The sequence below is a fragment of the Vibrio sp. 1249-1 genome, from assembly GCF_033340495.1.
In genome coordinates this window covers 1-982 of the sequence record NZ_JAWOWJ010000180.1, presented here as the reverse complement: position 1 = coordinate 982, position 982 = coordinate 1, and the positions used below count along the sequence as shown (strand labels likewise).

The window sequence follows — 982 nt, the reverse complement described above, 5'->3', positions numbered from 1 at the left end:
AATGCTGTTTGAATGCCCCAAATGCGTTTACGCATTGGATCGTCGGCTGGCACTTCAGCCAGTGGTTCATAGTTGTAAGCTTTTTCTAGCGGCAATGGGTTAGCCCAATCCACGCGCGGTTCTTCTGGTGCGTAATCTTGGGTCATATCTAAGTAGGTGGTTTGCGCAGGTTGTAGCACCACATCGAAACCTTGGCGCGCGCAGTTCAACGCCGCTTCTTCGCTTAACCACGAATAGATCACTGTGTCTTTGCTGACTTTGTCACCATGCTGTGCTTCTTCCCAACCCAGCATGCGCTTGCCAAGTTTGCGCAGTTTGTCTTCGGCATGACGCAAGAAGTGCCCTTGTAACTCTTTGTAGTCGCTGTAACCCAGTTGTTCCATTAGTGCTTGGCATGCAGGGCTTTTTGACCATACGCCGTTAGGTACTTCATCCGCACCGATATGAACATAAGGGGCAGGGAACAACGCGGAGACTTCTTCCAACACTTTGTCGATAAACTCATAGCTCCCCGGCAGAGCTGGGTTAATGACGTTGTCGTTGTAATGCTGAATGCTGCGGTATTCGGTGGTATCTTCTGCTTCTACCAATAGGTGTGGTAACGACTTGATGGCAGCTCGGCAGTGGCCTGGTACATCGATTTCAGGGATAACAGTGATGCCTCGTTTAGAAGCAAAGGCAACCACGTCTTTGATGTCTTCTTGAGTGTAAAAACCGCCGTAACGCTCAGCAAGGTGCGTGTACTGTGGCTCATTGGTTTCATCCAACCCACGCCATGCGCCAATATCGGTTAGTTGAGGCAATGATTTGATCTCAATTCGCCAACCTTCATCATCGGTAAGGTGCCAATGGAATGTATTGAACTTGTAGTGAGCCAACTGGTTGATCAAACGTTTGACTTGCTCAACGGAGTGAAAATGGCGAGCACAATCTAGCATCATACCGCGGTAACGAAAACGAGGTCGGTCTTTGATTGAACAGC

The 982-nt window shown here is 49.1% G+C and carries 1 protein-coding gene; it reads right to left on the bottom strand.

Annotated features, from left to right (window positions below):
• Nucleotides 1-982: beta-N-acetylhexosaminidase (locus R7Z50_RS25080; protein WP_318149434.1), on the bottom strand; the 982-nt coding region annotated here is incomplete at both ends.